Consider the following 13,565-nt stretch of genomic DNA (forward strand, 5'->3'; position numbering starts at 1 on the left):
GACTCGCCTCAGGACGACTCGCCTCAGCGGCCGAGTTCGGCGAAGGCCTTCTCCCAGCGGTCCACGATCATGGAGATGTCGTAGCGCCGGGCCGTCTCCAGCGCGTTCTCGGCCATCCGGAGGCGGCCCTCCTCGTCGTCGATCATCTTGAGCAGCCCCGCCGCCAGGGCGTCCACGTCGTCGGGCGGAACCAGCAATCCGTCATGACCGGAGGTGATGATCTCGCGAGGGCCCCGGGGACAGTCGAAGCTGACCACCGGCACCCCGCACGCGAACGCCTCGATGATGGTCATCCCGAAGCCCTCGAACCGGGAGCTGACCGCGTGGATCGAGGCCTTGGCCAGCTCACCCTCGATGTCACCGGTCGGGCCCATGAACGTGACGTTGTTGTGCAGGCGCAGCTTGACGGCAAGCTTGATCAGTTTTTCGCCGATCCGGCCCTCGCCGTAGATTCGCAGCTTCCAGTCCGGCCGCTTCTTGATCACCTCGGCGAATGCCTTCAGCAGCCGGTCGTATCCCTTGACCGGCACCAGCCGTCCGGCGGCCAGCACGATCCGGTTGTCCTGCCGGGAGCGGGGGCGCGGCCCTCCGGCCAGCCCGTTGCCGATGGTGAACACCCGGGTCGGCGCCCGGTCGAGCATGGTCCGGTAGTCGTGCTGGTCGGCCTCGGTGAGGGTGACGACCGCGTCCAGCTTCGGGTACCACTGCCGGATCTCCTCGAAGATGCCGGGTTGGTGGGCCTCGAAGTGCAGGTGTTCCTGGGCGATCCGGACGACCCGTTTGCGGGCGAACCTGGCGGCCATGATGTTCAGCCCGGCCCGCGTGGTGATCAGCACGTCGGTGCGGAGCCGCTGCAGCTCGCGCCGGAGCACCTCGTCACTCCAGGCGGTGAAGGAGGCATAGGCGCGTTCCTCGGGATGGATGAGCGCGCTCTCCTGCTTGCTCAGCCGCTCCGCCTTCTTCGTGTACGGCCAGCGGACCCTGGCCCCCTCCCGGAGGTCGACCAGCGAGCGCAGCCGGACCTTGGGGCTCACCGGCAGAAAGGGCCGGTCTTCGTGCTGGAAGACACTGATCACCTCGACGTCGTGCCGCTCGGCCATCTCGGAGGCGAGGTCGAAGGTGGCCCGGATGGTGCCGCCCATGCCGTAGGCGTTGAGGATCAGGAAGGAGATCTTCACGCGCTCTCCTCCTCGGCCGTGAGCGCGACGGCCAGGCTGTCGGTGTCGGTGTAATACGGCCGCACCCTTACCTGTCCCACATATTGGGCAGGGAAACGCACCTTTGTCTTCTTGTCGGTGATGTCGTCGAGCCGGGCGGCCAGCGGCAGCCTTTCTCCGGCGACCTCCGCGAACAGATCCCAGAAGACCCGCCGCCGCATCTGCACCTCGGCCATCGGCCCGATCTGGACGGTCCCTTTGAAGCTCCTGCCCTGAAAGGCCGCCGGACCGCTCACCGGCTTCGGTCCTTTTCTGGCCACGGTCACGAGCCTGGCCGGTCCCTCCACCGGCGCCCCGTAGGCCAGCACCCCCTCGACCTCGATCATGCCGTCGTCGGAGACGACGGCGGTCACCTCGACGTACGGCGCGACCTCCCGGACCGTCAGGCCGAGAGTTCCGACCGTGGTCCGAAACGCCCGCACCTCCCGCGTCCGCGGCCGCCCGGCATAGGCCACCAGCCCGTCCAGCGAGAACCCCGGATCGTCGGTGGCCACCGGCTCTCCCCGGCACGACGCCATCCAGATCCCCGGCCGCAGCCCGGCCAGGCCGGCGCCGGTGTGCTCCTGCCCGGTCTCCACGTGCCGCCAGGCCACCTGCCCGCCGTCGTCCGGCTCCGGCCACTCGATCCGCAGCGTGTCGTCGTCGTCCACCCTGCTGGTGACGGCCCGCCTGACCCCCGGCGCCATCACCCCGCGACGCACTCCCGTACTCACCAAGAGTCCCCCGGTCTCACCCTGTTCATCCCCGTAGAACAGGACATTGTTGCCGATTTATAACGAATGAGTCTGAATTCGCTGTGAATCCTAACGATCCACACTCATCCTTTGAGGGGCTTTGACCGGGAATGGTTCCCTTAAATTTGAAATCAGGAGGGTGGGGCCGCTTACTTACCGCGACCCCACCCCTTTCACCAGCCGATATTCGAGTTCAGCGGGTCGCTGAACGCGTGGAAACCGGGCAGCGTCCGATACTGGCCCGAGCTGACCACCCCGAGCTCCTGGTCTCGCCGGACCAGGAAGTGCTCGCCCGAGGCGTCCGCGTCGATCAGCCGGGAACCGCCCTGGTCATCGCGGTAGAGCACATCGGTCTGCTTGCCGTTCTCGGTGTCGAACAGCGCGATCTCGACGGGCCCGGGCACGACCCGGAGCTCCTTGACGTCCTCGTCCTCGATGGCTTTGCCGAACATCGCGACGAATGACCGGCCGTCGGGGCTGATCCGCACACCGCGCAGCCCGATGGACATGGCGGGGTCGGCCTTGAGCTCGACTTTCCTCGCCCGGTCCAGATCCTCACCCTCCGCCTCGGTGTCGAGCAGCCGCACCTCCGGCGACTCCGAGCCGAGCTCGAAGAACCCCGTGGCCGGATTGACCGCGAACTCGGTCGGCGGAGAAACCGGCATGGCCGTCACGGTCTCCGCCGGAGTCGGCTCGACGTACTTCCCCGGCGGCAGAGACGTGGTGGCCTCCGCACGCGCCGGCGGCTCCGGCGCGCTCGTCGGCCGCGCCGGCACCGGCGTGGCCGTCAAGGTCGCCGTCACGGTCGGGATCGGCTTGGCCTCCAGGGTCGGCACCGGCGTGGCTTCCAAAGTCGCCATCGCGGTCGGTGCCTGCTTGGCCTCCAAGGTCGCCGCCAGGATCGGCGTCGGCATGATCGATACCGTCACCGTCGGGTCCGGCGCGGCGTCCGCCGGAACCGCCGGCGAGCCGGACGGGGGCACCGCCGGAACGGTCGGCGAAACGGACGAGGTCGCCGTCGCCACCGCCGATTCAGCTCCCTCGCTCGCCGACCCCGTAGGTATCACCGAGGGAACCGACATCGTCGGAAGGGTCGTGGGATCGGCCACGGGCGGAGGCGTCGCACCCGTATAGAACACGGGTCCGAACTGGAAGGCGACCGACCGGCCGTCCGCGGTGATCGACACGTTCGTGACACGGCTGCCGGACGACGAGACGAACATCCGGCTCTTCCCGGTGTTCAGATCGGCCACTCCGAGCTGCCCGGGGAGAATGACCCCCGGTTCGCACGATCGCAGGCCGTACGCCAGCTTGGTGCCGTCCGCGCTGACCGCGAGCGAGGCGGGCGCGGTTCCGTCGGGCAGGGTGATCGGCAGCGTGTCGACTCGCGCGGCCTCCTCTCCCCGGCCGGGTGTCACTCGCATGAACAGCGTCTTGCAGTCGCCCGCTTCCACCGTGGTGTAGAAGGCACCACGCGCGGCGTCCACCAGCGCGAAGCGCCGCCCCGAGGCCCGCGAGGGAAGCTTGGCGCCCGTGTCCGCCCGGTAGAAGGTGATCCCGTCGTCACCGGTCATGGCGAAGTACTCCGGTCCGGCCCCCGCGGCCGACGGCCCGGCGACGTCATCGCCACGTCCCGCCTGGGTCACCACGACCCCTCCGGCGATCACCCCGGTCACCGCCACCGCGGCCACCAGCGGCGCCCCCCACGATCTCCTCGCGCTTCTCGCACTTCTCGTACGGCCGGCCGACGCCTCGAACGGGGGCACCTCATGGATGGTCTCCCCCACGGCTCTGGCCGCGTCCCGCAATCTGTCGACGATCTCGCTCACTGGTGCTCCCCCAGCAGACGGCCGAGCGCGTTCAGCGCCCGGTGGGTGGTGGATTTGACGGTGCCGCGGCTGACTCCCATCGCCTGGGCGCTCTCCTCCTCGGACAGGTCGGCGTAGAAGCGCAGCAGCAGCACCTCGCGCTGACGTCGCGGCAGCCGCTGAAGGGCCTCCATCACGGCCCGGCGTTCGTCGCCGAGCATCGCCGCGGATTCGGCGGACCAGACGGGCGGCTCGTAAGTCCCGGCGAACCAGGAAGGCAGCCGTCTGCGCCTCAGCACGCTGCGCGCGTTGTTCAGCACCGCACTGCGCAGATAGACGAGCGCCTTGTCCGGGTCCCTCAGCCTGCCGAAGCGGCGGTGGAGGCCGAGGAAGGCCTCCTGCACCACGTCTTCGGCGGACTCTCGATCCCCGATCATGACCAGGGCCAGCCGGGTCAGTCCGAGCGCGTGCTCGGCGTAAAGCCCGCTGATCGTCTCAGCGGACCCCGGTCTGCCTAGATCCAATATCTCGGCCTGCATGACCCAGAGACGCGGAAACCGCCTCCGGGTTGCTTCAGATCACAAACCAGATCACACAACCGGATCAGAGTCGCGGCTGCTGCAACGAGATGGCCATCGCCTCGACGGCCATCTGCGGATTGACGTTGGCGGCCAGCCGTTCACGGCAGAGCATGATCGCGTCAATCCTGAGGAGGGTGTCTTCCGGGGTGGAGGAGCGGGCCACGTCGTCGAGGTCGGCGCGGCGGTCCTCATTGGCCAGCTCCACGGACGCACCGAACTGCACGGCCAGCACATCGCGATAGAACGCCACCAGGTCGAGCAGCGCCCCGTCGATGACGTCGCGCTTGGTCCGGGTCAGCCGGGACTTCTGCCGGTCTTCCAGCTCCTTGAGCGCGCCGGCTCCACCCCGGATCAGGCCCCTGTTCAGCCCCTTGCCCGAGGACCCCTCGCCGTAGATCTTCCGCAGCTCGGTGATCTCGGACTCGTTCAGCACCGAGGTGACCGCGGCGGCCTCCTCCTCGGCGGTCTTCACCAGCCGCTCGGCGGCCACCACGCACTCTCCCACGCCGGTGAGCGACCGGGGGATGGACAGCACCGCGTCGCGACGCCTGCGCGCCTCCTCGTCCAGCGCCAGCCTGCGGGCCCGCTCGATGTGCCCCTGGGCGGCCCGGGCGGCGAACTCCGCCATCGCCGGCGGCACGCTCTCACGCGTCGCCAGCACGTGGGCGACCGCGGCGGTAGGCGGTGTGACGAGCGTGACCAGCCGGCAGCGGGACCTGATGGTGATCATCATGTCGTCCGGGGAGGGCGCGCAGAGCAGCCAGACCGTCCTTGGCGGCGGCTCCTCGATCGCCTTGAGCAGCGCGTTGGAGGCGCCCTCCGTGGCACGGTCGGCGTCTTCGAACAGCACCACGCGCCAGCGGCCCAGGGTGGGGGCACCGGCCGCGCGGAGGATGAGCTGGCGGGTGTCCTTGATTCCGTAGGAAAGGCCCTGCGGGCGGACGATCTCCAGGTCCGGATGGGAGCCGATCGCCACCTGGTGGCACATGTCGCAGTGGCCGCACCCCTGGTCGGGGCAGAACAGCGCGGCGGCGAACGCCCGCGCCGCCTCCTCCCGGCCGGACCCGGGCGGCCCGGTGAACAGCCACGCGTGGGTCATCCCCGCCCCGCGCCCACCGGCCAGGATCTCGGCTCCCGCCGCCGCGGCCCTGCGGAGCGTTACGGCCGCCTGTTCCTGCCCCACAAGGTCATCGAAGACTCCCACAGCATCAACCTACCGCCGGGCTCAGTCGCGGATGACGGGGATGGTTCCGGTGGCGTCCTCCGCCTCCTGCGGCACCGGGTCGGGAAGGACCTCGCGCATCCGATCATGGATGATCGTGGAGATCTCCTCCTGGGTGAGCGTCCCGTCGACGACCAGGTAGCGGTCGGGGTGGGCGGCGGCCAGCGCGCGAAACTCGCGGCGCACCCGCTCGTGGAACTCCAGCGGCTCGGACTCGATCCGGTCGGCCGCCCCGCCGAGCCGGGTCAGCCCGACGGACGGGGGCGTGTCGATGAGCACGGTCAGGTCGGGGACGAGCCCACCCGTGGCCCAGGTGTTGATCTTCGCCACGTCCGGCGAGTCCAGAGCCCGGCCGGCGCCCTGGTAGGCCAGCGAGGAGTCGACGTAGCGATCGGAGATCACCATCGAGCCCCGGTGCAGAGCGGGACGGATGACCTTCTCCACGTGCTCGGCCCGGTCGGCCGCGTACAGCAGCGCCTCGGACCGGGCCGACAGCCCTTGGTGCACGGCGTCCAGCAGGATCGCCCGCAGTCGCATGCCCACCTTGGTCGAACCGGGCTCCCGGGTCTGCACGACGTCGAAGCCCTGATCCCGGAGCCAGATCGCGAGCAACCTGGCCTGGGTGGTCTTGCCCGACCCCTCGCCGCCCTCGAACGCGATGAACATCCCGCGTGACTGCTCGGCCTCCTCGGGTGCGAACCGCTCCCCCCGGACCGCCGCGATCACGTCGGAGACGATCGAGACGCCCTTGCGGTCGTCCATGTGCCGCAGCGCGAGGAATCCGACGACCATCGCGAGCGAGCCGCCGATCAGCAGCACCAGGTTGGAGCCGTCGAACTGGTAGACCGTCTCCCCGCGGACCATCATCCGGTGCTCGCCGAACAGGCCGGCCAGCGTCGGCACCACCGCGACCACCAGCAGCAGGGTGACCCGGGCGAGCGACTGCAGGAAGGAGAAAGTACGGCCGCGCAGACTGTCTTCCACCTCCAGCCCGATCATGGTGTAGCCGATGATCCAGGCGATCCCGGCGCACGCCCCGAGCACCACGGTGAGCATGACGACGATCACCAGGTTGTGGATGAGCGCGATCGCGACGAGCACCAGCCCGGCCACGATGATCGACAGCCCGAACAGCCGCCGCCGGGACAGCTCCCGCAGCAGCCTGGGCCCGAAGAACATGCCTGACGCCATGCCGACGAAGACCGCCCCGAACATCACGCCGTAGGCCGCGTCGCCGCCCCCCAGCGCCACCACATAGATCTTGGCGACACCGACCACCGCACCACCGGCGGCGAACGCGCCGAGCATGCCGATGATCAGACCCCGGATCGGCCGGTTCTGGCCGACGAACCGCCAGCCGTCGACGATCTGCCGCAGCACCGACGGAGCGGCGTGCGCGACGGCCTTGGCGTGCTCCTTCGGTATGTCCTTGAGCGTGAAGATGATGATGGCCGACACCAGGTACGCGAAGGCGTTGATGAACAGCGCCAGATAGGTGTCACGGGCGGCGAAGTACGGGATGAAACTGCCCAGGGCGTCGTCGGCCACCGACAGCACCGCGAACAGCAACGCGGCGATCGGGGCGGTGCCGTACGTGACCAGGAGGTTGAGCTGGTTGGCCTCCTCCAGCCGGTCCTTGGGCACCAGGTTCGGCACCGTGGCGTCCTTGGCCGGGACCCAGAAGAGGTTGACGCACTCGACCAGGAACGTGGCGATGATCACCCACTGGTATTTGCCGATCAGCGGGATCGACAGGACCAGCGCGAAACGCAGCAGGTCGCAGAAGAACATCGTCAGCCGGCGGTCGAACCGGTCGGCGAACGCGCCCGCCAGGGGGCCCAGCAGGATGGCCGGGAGCATCTTCGCGACGAAGACACCACCGATGGCCAGGCTCTGGGCCTTGTAGCCCGCCCCCATGGTGAGGTTTCCCGCGAGGGCGGTCAGCGCGATGATGTTGAGCCAGTCACCGAGGCTGCACACCGACATGGCCGTCCACAGTTTGCGGAACGGGGCATTGGCCAGCACGTTGGAAGACTTGCGGCGCGCGGTGTTCCGGCCAGGGATGGTCATGATGTCAGCGTATCCAGGTGCTCGCCGGACTGGGGAGAACGGCAGCCAGGCGATATGCCCGGCTGCTCGTCGCATGAGGGTAGTACGTCCGGCCCGTCCCTTGCAGGTCGCATACGCGAAAAGAAGTTACGGCGCGCCCCATCGAGCCGTCAGGCGCGAAGCTCCAGAAGGGTGATCTCGGGTGGCGCCCCGACCCGGACGGGCGGTCCCCAGAAACCCGCGCCCCTGGTGACGTACACCTGGGTGCCGTCCACTTCCCCCAGACCGGACACGACCGGCTGCTGCAACGGGACGACCATGTCGAAGGGGACCATCTGACCGCCGTGAGTGTGGCCGGACAGCTGGAGGTCGACACCGTACTTTGAAGCCTGGAAAGCCTGGACCGGCTGGTGGGCGAGGAGGATCGCGGACCGGGAACGGTCACGGCCGCCCAGCGCCCGCTCGTGATCGGGGCCGTCGCCGGAGGCGCCGCCCGTGACGTCGTCGACCCCCGCGAGGTCGAGTACGGCTCCCGCGTGACCGATCTCCACGCGCTCGTTCCGGAGCGGGCGGACGCCGAGCTGGCGGAGCTCCTCGACCCACTCCCCGGGGCCGTTCGCGGTGTAGTACTCGTGGTTGCCGGTGACGAAGTAGGCGCCGTAGCGGGACTCGAGGCTCTTCAGCGGTCTGGCCAGCGGGCCGAGCTCGGCCACCGTGCCGTCGACCAGGTCGCCGACGATGGCGACCACGTCGGCCTCAAGCGAGTTGATCATGCGGACGATGCGCTCGGAATGCCTCATGCCGGTGAGGGGGCCGAGGTGGATGTCACTGACCACGGCGAACCGCAGGCCGCTGAGGCGCGGATCCAGCCTGGGCAGCGTGACCTTGACCGACTCGACCACCGGGTCGCCGAGAGCCGTCCGGATGCCGAACCCGACCGTGGTCAGCGCTCCCGCCCCGGCGACGGCGGCAGCCGTACGGGCGATGAAAAGCCTGCGGCCCATCGCGCCCGCTCCGCCCTCCGAGCCCTCGCGGAAGGTGCCGCCGGAGTCGGGAAGCCGGGAAGGGCCCGCCGGATCGGGCCCGGACGACGCCGAAGCCGCCGGGACGGGCATCACCGAAGCAGCCGCGGGTGTCGCCGAAGCCGCCGGGACGGGCCGGGGTGTCGCCGAAGCAGCCGGGGCTGGCCGGGACGGGCGCCTCGCGCGCTCGGAGCGGCGCAGGGCGAGCAACGCCGCGGCGCGGGGGATCTCCAGGGCCACCAGGAACACGAACAGGTAGAACATCACCGCGATCCAGAAGAACCCCGGCCAGGCCAGAAAATGGCCCCACGCGCTGCGAGAACCGATGAGCGTCACCGGGACGAGCACGCCCAGCCCGGCCAGGACCCAGGTCAGCACCCGGCGAGTCCGGCCGGGGACCGTGGTGGCCCGGACCAGGCGGCGCCACAGGTAGTAGTGGACCAGCGCGACCACTGAGAAGACCAGCGCCACGAAGGCCATGACCGTCACCGCTACCTTTCACGCATCCGCTCGCCGTACCCGGCGCGTTCCCAAGAACGCCCGGGACGGCGGATGCGTTCCCTCGGGGCTGAGAGGCCTCTCAGCCCCGAGGGATCAGGCCTTGGTCGCCTTGGTCGTCTTGGCCGCCGTGGCGGCCTTGGTCGCCGTGGTCTTCGTGCGGGTGGCCGGGCTCTTCTTGGGCGCCGGGCCGCGGGCGCGGCGGTCGGCGAGAAGCTCGGCGGCACGTTCGGTGGTGATCTGCTCGACCTCGTCACCCTTGCGCAGGGAGGCGTTGGTCTCGCCGTCGGTCACGTACGGGCCGAAGCGGCCCTCCTTGACCACGATCGGCTTGCCGGAGACGGGGTCCGCACCGAGCTCACGCAGCGGGGGTGCGGCGGCGGCACGGCGACCACGGGCCTTGGGCTGGGCGAACAGCTCCTTGGCGCGCTCCAGGGTGACCGTGAACAGCTCCTCCTCCGACGCCAGCGAGCGCGAGTCGGTGCCCTTCTTCAGGTAGGGCCCGAACTTGCCGTTCTGCGCCGTGACCTCCTGGCCATCGATCTCCCCGAGACTCCTGGGCAGCGAGAGCAACCGCAGGGCGTCGTCGAGGGTGACGGTGTCCAGGGACATCGTCTTGAGCAGCGACCCGGTGCGCGCCTTGGGGGCGTCGGCCTTCTTCGTCCTCTTCTTGCCCTCGGCCGGTGGCGGCTCCTCGGGCAGGATCTCGGTCACATAAGGACCGAAGCGGCCGTCCTTAGCCACGATCACATGGCCGGTGACCGGGTCCTTGCCCAGCTCGCGGTCGCCCGTCGGGCGGGAGAACAGCTCCTCGGCCATCGAGGCGGTGAGCTCGTCGGGCGCCAGGTCGTCGGGCACGTTCACCCGGGCGCCGTCTCGGTCCAGGTAGGGACCGTAGCGGCCCACCCGGAGCATGATGTCGGTGCCCCTGATCGCGAAAGAGCTGATCTCCTTGGCGTCGATCTCACCCAGGTCGGTGACCAGCACCTTCAGGCCCTCGTCGCCGTCTTCGCCGTAGTAGAAGCGGCGCAGCTCGGGGACCCGCTCCGCCCGGTCGTTGGCGATGTCGTCGAGGACCTTCTCCATCTCGGCGGTGAAGTCGTAGTCGACGAGATGGCCGAAGTGCCGCTCCAGCAGGTTGACCACCGCGAACGCCAGGAAGGACGGCACCAGGGCGGTGCCCTTCTTGAACACGTAGCCGCGGTCGAGGATCGTTCCGATGATCGACGCGTAGGTCGAGGGACGGCCGATCTCCCGGTCTTCCAGCTCCTTGATGAGCGAGGCCTCGGTGTATCGGGCGGGCGGCTTGGTGGCGTGCGCCAGTGCCTTCAGCTCGGCCGCGGTGAGGCGGTCGCCCTCGTTCAGGTTGGGCAGACGCTTCTCGGAGTCGTCGAGAGCGGTCGCCGGGTCGTCCGCACCCTCGACGTAGGCCTTGAGGAAGCCGTGGAAGGTGATGGTACGGCCGGTGGCGCCGAACTCGACCTGCTCGCCCGAGCTGGACGTGCCGCCCACCTTGACGCTGACCGACTCGCCGACCGCGTCCTTCATCTGGGAGGCGACGGTCCGCTGCCAGATCAGCTCGTACAGCCGGAACATGTCACCGGTCAGCCCGGTCTCGCCCGGCGTGCGGAACTCCTCACCCGAGGGGCGGATCGCCTCGTGCGCCTCCTGGGCGTTCTTCACCTTGCTGGCGTAGACGCGCGGCTTGTCGGGCACGTATGCCGAGCCGTACAGCTTGATGGCCTGGCTGCGGGCGGCGGCGATGGCGGTCTCCGACAGCGTGATGCTGTCGGTCCGCATGTAGGTGATGAAGCCGTTCTCGTACAGGCGCTGGGCGACCTGCATGGTGGACTTCGCGGAGAAACCGAGCTTCCGGCTGGCCTCCTGCTGCAGCGTGGTCGTCCGGAACGGCGCGTACGGCTTGCGCGTGTACGGCTTGCGCTCGACCGAGTTGACCTTGTAGGCCGTACCGCTCAGCCGCTCGGCCAGCGCCCGCGCGGCCTGCTCGTCCAGGTGGATCACATCGGTGCTCTTGAGCGTGCCGTTGCTGGCGAAGTCGCGCCCCTGAGCCACGCGCCTGCCGCCCACGCCGGTCAGCGTGGCGGTGAACTCGTGCGGGACCTCGTCGCGGCCGGTGTCGAACAGCGCCTGGAGATCCCAGTAGCTCGCGCTGGTGAACGCCAGGCGCTCGCGCTCGCGCTCCACGACCAGCCGGGTCGCCACGGACTGCACGCGACCGGCGGACAGACGCGGCTTGACCTTCTTCCACAGGACAGGGCTGACCTCGTAGCCGTAGAGACGGTCGAGGATGCGCCGGGTCTCCTGGGCGTCGACCAGCCGCAGGTTCAGGGCACGCGGATTGGCCACCGCGTCCTGGATCGCCCGCGGGGTGATCTCGTGGAACACCATGCGGTGAACCGGCACCTTGGGGTTGAGCACCTCGCGGAGGTGCCAGGCGATCGCCTCGCCCTCCCGGTCCTCGTCAGTGGCCAGATAGAGCTCGTCGGCGTCCTTGAGCAACTGCTTGAGCTTGCTCACCTGCGCCTTCTTGTCGGGATTGACGACATAGAGCGGCTCGAACTCATGATCCACATTGACGCCCAAGCGCGCCCAGGACTCGCCCTTGTACTTCTCCGGGATGTCGTCGGCCTTCTCGGGGAGGTCGCGAATATGCCCGATGCTGGACTCCACGACGTAGCCACGGCCGAGGTACCCAGCGATGGTCTTCGCCTTGGAAGGCGACTCGACGATCACCAGGCGGGTTCCGCCGGCGTTGCCGTTCTTGGCTGGCACGCTGCTTCCTACCTCGCTGTTCGCATTCGTTCCCCGTTTTCTTCCCTTCGGGTTACCCGATCTGGATCGGGCACACTCTCAAGGAAAGCCGCAAGGACGCACAATAAAGCCCTATGAGTGCCGACGTCCCCTAGCCCACCCCTCGGAGACTAATCGCTGTGCTCGACTACTCCTACTTGGTTCTCCATCTTCCGCGTGGCACCTCCAGAGACGCCGCCAGGCGAATACTGACCGAACATGCAGAATACGGCGACTGGGAACTCGACCGTCTGCGACTGTATCCCGACGGCCGCAGGGACATCCGACTGCGTCGCAAGATCATACGTGCGACCAGGACAATGTGACCTCGGACATGGCTTTGCCCGCCCCGGGCCGCGCCCCCGGAACGGGCAAAGCTTCCTTGCTTCGCCCTGCGGCGCGGAGCGCGGCCCCGGGGCCGCGGTCATCCCTCACCGCTGGCGAAGCGTCTGCGCGTCTCCCTCAGTGGATTGGAGGGGACATGTCTGGAGAGTTAGTCCTGTCTTACTTCTTGGCGAACCGAATGCGGCGGGCGGTCACGAAGAGCGTGGCCGAGGCGGCGGCCATGGCACCGAGCAGCAGGGCGAACAGCGAGCCGGAGTTCATCCCGGTCACGCCGACGGGCTGAGCGGCGCTCATCAGGCCGAGGTCCCGGACGGGCAGGGTCTCACCGACCGGGGTCGAGGAGACCAGGTCGGTCGCGGAGGACAGCGGCGAGCCGGCCTTCTGCGGGCCCTGGCCGATCGCCGAGGCGCCGGGCAGGTTCGGGAGCTGGGGCAGACCGGCCAGATCCTTCACCTTGCCGACGACGGGCAGCGGGGGAAGGTCGGCACCACTCGCCTGCCGGGTCATGCCGCCCTTGGCACCGCCGAGGGCCGGGACGACCGGGAGCGCGGCCAGCAGGCCGCCGTTCGCGTGCTTGCCGGGCTTGCCGGCCCAGTGGTTGTAGCCGTGGGGGCCCTGGGGGCCCTGGGGGCCCTGGGGCCCCCCGACCGGCCCGCCGACGTGGGAGCCGCCGAGGCAACCGGCGGCGGCGTCACCCAGGACGGCGACCGCATTGCCGCAGACGTTGATGGGAGCGGTGATCGGGGCGACCACCTGGTTACCACCCAGGATGCTGTGGTCGCCGCTGGTGCGGTTACCGCCCGCACCGCCGCCCTTCCTGACGGACACGCCGCCCTTGCAGCCGGCGAAGGCCTCACCGGCGACCGCCACGGCGTTGCCGCAGACGTTGACCGGAGCGGTGATCGGGGCGACCACTTGGTTGCCGCCGAGCACCGAGGACCGCCCTGACGTGGTGTTACCGCCCGCACCGCCGCCCTTCTGGACCGACACGCCGCCCTTGCAGCCCGCCGAAGCGTTGCCGACCGCGTTGCCGCAGGCGACGATCGGCAGGGTGACGGGGGCGATCACCTGGTTGCCGCTGCCGGCGGCGAAGCGGCCGTCGGTGTCGTTGCCGCTCGAACCGGGACGCGGCCGGTTGTGCCCTCCCCGATAGCCGGGCTTGCCGCCGTCGGTGACCTCGGCACCGCCCTTGCACCCAGAGAACGCCCCGCCGAAGACGGCGACGGAGTTGCCGCAGATGTTGATGGGAGCGGTGATCGGGGCGACCACCTGGTTGCC

At 69.4% G+C, this 13,565-nt stretch carries 10 protein-coding genes; 1 reads left to right on the forward strand and 9 read right to left on the reverse strand.

Translation table 11 applies throughout. The features are described 5' to 3' along the window. Nucleotides 1-23: 23 nt before the first annotated feature. The 8 genes from ACFY2X_RS02935 to topA all read right to left on the reverse strand — a co-directional run bounded on the left by ACFY2X_RS02935 (nucleotide 24) and on the right by topA (nucleotide 11,924). Nucleotides 24-1,178 carry a glycosyltransferase family 4 protein gene (locus ACFY2X_RS02935; RefSeq protein WP_389931497.1) on the reverse strand — a complete coding sequence of 385 codons (1,155 nt, stop codon included), beginning with the start codon at nucleotides 1,176-1,178 and terminating at the stop codon, nucleotides 24-26. Continuing rightward, nucleotides 1,175-1,930, reverse strand: coding sequence for a hypothetical protein (locus tag ACFY2X_RS02940; protein ID WP_389931499.1), 756 nt, complete (start codon nucleotides 1,928-1,930; stop codon nucleotides 1,175-1,177). The genes ACFY2X_RS02935 and ACFY2X_RS02940 overlap by 4 nt, the downstream gene beginning before the upstream one ends. Nucleotides 1,931-2,124: 194 nt before the next feature. Further along, the gene (locus tag ACFY2X_RS02945) at nucleotides 2,125-3,780 is read right to left on the reverse strand and encodes a hypothetical protein (protein ID WP_389931501.1); all 1,656 of its coding nucleotides are present in this window, start codon (nucleotides 3,778-3,780) and stop codon (nucleotides 2,125-2,127) included. Next, on the reverse strand, nucleotides 3,777-4,283 hold the full coding sequence (locus ACFY2X_RS02950) for a SigE family RNA polymerase sigma factor (RefSeq protein ID WP_389931503.1): 507 nt from the start codon (nucleotides 4,281-4,283) through the stop codon (nucleotides 3,777-3,779). The genes ACFY2X_RS02945 and ACFY2X_RS02950 overlap by 4 nt, the downstream gene beginning before the upstream one ends. Before the next feature lie 79 nt (nucleotides 4,284-4,362). Beyond that, the gene (locus tag ACFY2X_RS02955) at nucleotides 4,363-5,544 is read right to left on the reverse strand and encodes a DNA polymerase III subunit delta' (protein ID WP_389931505.1); all 1,182 of its coding nucleotides are present in this window, start codon (nucleotides 5,542-5,544) and stop codon (nucleotides 4,363-4,365) included. Nucleotides 5,545-5,565: 21 nt separating this feature from the next. Then, the gene (gene tmk / locus ACFY2X_RS02960) at nucleotides 5,566-7,632 is read right to left on the reverse strand and encodes a dTMP kinase (protein WP_389931507.1); all 2,067 of its coding nucleotides are present in this window, start codon (nucleotides 7,630-7,632) and stop codon (nucleotides 5,566-5,568) included. 149 nt (nucleotides 7,633-7,781) lie between these two features. After that, nucleotides 7,782-9,113 (reverse strand): metallophosphoesterase, encoded by a 1,332-nt coding sequence (locus tag ACFY2X_RS02965; RefSeq protein ID WP_389931509.1) that lies wholly within the window; start codon nucleotides 9,111-9,113, stop codon nucleotides 7,782-7,784. Nucleotides 9,114-9,227: 114 nt separating this feature from the next. Next, nucleotides 9,228-11,924 (reverse strand): type I DNA topoisomerase, encoded by a 2,697-nt coding sequence (topA, locus tag ACFY2X_RS02970; protein ID WP_389931510.1) that lies wholly within the window; start codon nucleotides 11,922-11,924, stop codon nucleotides 9,228-9,230. Between the two features lie 158 nt (nucleotides 11,925-12,082). Between topA and ACFY2X_RS02975 the strand changes: the two genes are divergently transcribed. Beyond that, the gene (locus tag ACFY2X_RS02975; protein WP_389931511.1) at nucleotides 12,083-12,268 is read left to right on the forward strand and encodes a DUF5703 family protein; all 186 of its coding nucleotides are present in this window, start codon (nucleotides 12,083-12,085) and stop codon (nucleotides 12,266-12,268) included. 178 nt (nucleotides 12,269-12,446) lie between these two features. On the opposite strand, the gene ACFY2X_RS02980 is transcribed toward ACFY2X_RS02975, so the two are convergent. After that, nucleotides 12,447-13,565, reverse strand: a 1,119-nt coding sequence (locus ACFY2X_RS02980; RefSeq protein ID WP_389931513.1) for a chaplin family protein, incomplete at its 5' end; no start/stop codon positions are given.

Origin of the sequence: Streptosporangium sp. NPDC000396 (assembly GCF_042898655.1) — a bacterium.
In the GTDB taxonomy this organism is placed as follows: Bacteria; Actinomycetota; Actinomycetes; order Streptosporangiales; family Streptosporangiaceae; genus Streptosporangium.